Origin of the sequence: Endozoicomonas sp., assembly GCF_031844845.1 — a bacterium.
Classification (GTDB): domain Bacteria; phylum Pseudomonadota; class Gammaproteobacteria; order Pseudomonadales; family Endozoicomonadaceae; genus Endozoicomonas.
In genome coordinates, this window is record NZ_JAVRMB020000380.1 from 1 (window position 1) to 2,935 (window position 2,935).

Consider the following 2,935-nt stretch of genomic DNA (forward strand, 5'->3'; position numbering starts at 1 on the left):
CCTTGCGCTTGAAAAAATGATTCCGGAATCTGTGGACAAAAAGAATGGCCGCCCGGGGATGGATCTCTGGAGAATACTGGTCTTTGGAACACTTCGGCTGGTGATTAATTGTGATTTTGACCGCCTGCGTGAATTGGCTAAGGGAAATAAAGGACATCCAGTTCGCCGAGATAAATCGGCAGAAGATTGAAGGTGAAAGCCCTTCATCCGGTAAGGCTCAGCAAGCCGCCGGAACCCCGAGTCATGGGCGGTTGTCAGAAATGGCAATGGTTAAGCGTTGACAGGGGAACGTACAGGCTCAGTATTGAGCTCCGAAACCATCATCGAGAACGCCGACCCTGTTGGATGAGGGGGAAGGCAACACGGCACAGGTACGTTATGCGAGTACCCTGCCGGTTCTCCGGAGTCATAGACCTGGTGCATGTACCGATGTCTTTTGTGCGGAACTCGGGAGACCCTGTCAGTGATTCGCTGATCTCAATGGAGATAGTTCAAGCGGGTCGGGTTCAGTGAAGTCAGAACGACGAAGGCTGAATATCTACGCTGGCAGGGAGTCAGACAGATTAATAGTAGTGAAGAAGCCGACGAACAATATGCAGGTAAAACAACCAAACCATAGCGGAGTCGGTGGAGCGAAGGCGTCTGACGACAAAGAATGGCGCAACATGCCGGATCTGACCTTTACGGCGATTAAATTTATCCATTGTTTAAGTATGGATATTTTAGTGGGTGTCCTTTTCTTGTCCTTTTCTTGGTTCCCCTTTCAGGGGAGCCAACAACCGAACCCTCCGATATCTCCAGGCCTTGATGAGTGCATGGTGGTTGGGTCACGATAGTCGGCTTCCTTTGGAAACTGACCTGCGTTGAAGCGTAAGCAGGCCAACGAATACATTCCTTAATGTCCACCCTGAGAATGATCACTAAAAGTCAGCCGTTTCTCTTTGTTCAACTTCATGGGCATGTGCCTCTCTGCTTCATATACCGCTTGCAGAGTTTTTTGAAATCATACGGCACCTATCAGGTTTCCTGTACGTCGCCACTGAAGTCAGATGATTTCCTCAATGGCATTAACCAATACCTCTGAAAAAATGATTCCGTCGTCTATCAAAAAGCCAATCTCGCCCCGGTAAGTATAGTGTTTACTCAGTGACTCTTTATCGTTCTCATCGAAGACTCTGATCAATGCCCAGACGCAGCCATCTCCGTTGTCTGTTTCTGTCAGCACGCCATCCAGGTAGAGGCTGGCGAGGTAGGAGAGAAGCTGCTCTGTGTAGTTAAAGGGTTCGTCAGACCTGAAGCGGGGTGCGGGGTTACTGTCCCGGTGAGGTGGCAATTCAAGAATTAGATTTTTGTCGTCGTCTAATATCCGACCATTTCGAGATTAGTGGTTGTATACCAGGTACATGGTTATTGCCTGTTATCGTTATTATTTACTTGTTATTGGCTACCGAGTGCGCTCAACCCAGACGAAGTTTTCAACTCTGAGCTGCTGCTCTCCCGACCAGTGTACGTGCAACAGGAGATGGCCTGCTTAACCATGATCCAGGTTTATCGGTCAGAATCATACGTGACTGCTCCTCGCCCGATTAGATCCGAGGGCCTAAAAGCCTAAAGCCTAAAGCCTAAAGCCGAGGGTTCACGACTGACTTGCTGAATCCGTGACTTCTTAATTAATCCCGGGAAATTGGAAAATCCGACAACCCTTATGACGCAATGGCCTGGTGATTATCGACCCATAAAAAATTCTGTTTTTTTAATTTTTCAAAAATGCACCCAGTGGGTGAAAAAAATGAAATCACTATTTATAGGCTGTAAGCCACGCATGGCAAGAGATGTAGCGGAATTTATCTCTCACAAAGTCACGAATTCAGGTCATAGTCTTCATCAGAACAGTAGCCTTCATCAGAATCCTTGTCGACTCCATGAACCTTGAATAAATTAATGTTCTCAGGAGCGTGAATTTCATATTCACAATTGATCGTCCATGTCTCTTCATCAATGGACATTGAAGTTATGAACACAACCTTACCATCAGGAGATGGGAGTGCGCAGTTTCCCCTAACCATTGATAGATAAACGGGCGATGGTCCGGAGCTTGGAACATAATATTTACCGGTTTTTTTTATCAGTCCGCCTGCATGAATGTGGTCATTGGTTGCGCCCCAGTTATATTGATATTTATGGCTCTCCCCGGGATTAAGGATCAATCCACCGCAAACCTCACCGTGGTCAAATCGGTGGTGCAAACAGCCAAGCGCTGTCCAGACCACTGCAATAGGTTGGTCGGTTTTATTAATCACAGTGGATTTGTTGATGGCACAGGCGGGATACACCAGAAAACAGCAAAGGAAGCCAGCCAGCTTTACAGGTAAAGTGTTCATAAAAAACCTCGATAACAGCTGTATCAGTGTAGATGTAGATGTAGATTGTCGTCTGTCGTTTATTTTATTTTGGGTTGGCTGTTTTATCTTGTTCTCACGGAGGGCGTGGGAACAGGGTCGGCAGGAGACAGTTCCTAAATCTAAAGGGGTTTTCGGGCGCAAAACGGGACGCGGGGTTATCATCCCGGTGAGGTGGCGGTTCATGAACAAGATTTTTGTTGTCGTCTAATACCCGACCTTACGGGTCTTATGATTATAGATTAGATACATGATTGTTGTCTTTTATTGTTGTTTTGAATGGTGGGTTAGCGGGTGCGTCCAACCCAGACGAAGTTTTCATTTCTGAGTTGCTGCTCTCCCGACCAGCGATAGGCTGCCAGTTTGCCTCCTGCCCGTGCAACACTGAAATCAACGCAGGCAACATTGTTTGAAAGGGTCTCAGGTGTGCCATCTAACCAGTAGTGACCAACAAACAGTGGTACATCATCCCGATAATGATACGCATTTTCCGGCAAAGGCGTTTCAGGGAGTTTGGCGTTTCCTGTCCCTGCCAC

Annotated in this window: 2 protein-coding genes and 2 pseudogenes; 1 reads left to right on the plus strand and 3 read right to left on the minus strand. The window is 47.2% G+C overall.

Annotated features, from left to right (window positions below; translation table 11 throughout):
- Window positions 1–190: pseudogene (locus RM811_RS21165) on the plus strand (hypothetical protein); the annotation flags it as partial.
- Between the two features lie 855 nt (window positions 191–1,045).
- Here RM811_RS21165 and RM811_RS21170 read toward each other — a convergent pair.
- The 3 genes and pseudogenes from RM811_RS21170 to RM811_RS21180 all read right to left on the minus strand — a co-directional run.
- Entirely contained in the window at window positions 1,046–1,333 is a 288-nt protein-coding gene (locus RM811_RS21170) for a hypothetical protein (protein ID WP_402528035.1), read from the minus strand.
- 526 nt (window positions 1,334–1,859) lie between these two features.
- On the minus strand, window positions 1,860–2,381 hold the full coding sequence (locus RM811_RS21175) for a hypothetical protein (RefSeq protein WP_402528038.1): 522 nt from the start codon (window positions 2,379–2,381) through the stop codon (window positions 1,860–1,862).
- A gap of 305 nt (window positions 2,382–2,686) precedes the next feature.
- A pseudogene (locus tag RM811_RS21180) lies at window positions 2,687–2,935 on the minus strand (hypothetical protein); the annotation flags it as partial.

Bases quoted from the DNA above. Each gene is read 5' to 3' on its own strand.
- RM811_RS21175 (WP_402528038.1), bottom strand. From the start codon at position 2,381: ATGAACACTTTACCTGTAAAGCTGGCTGGCTTCCTTTGCTGTTTTCTG.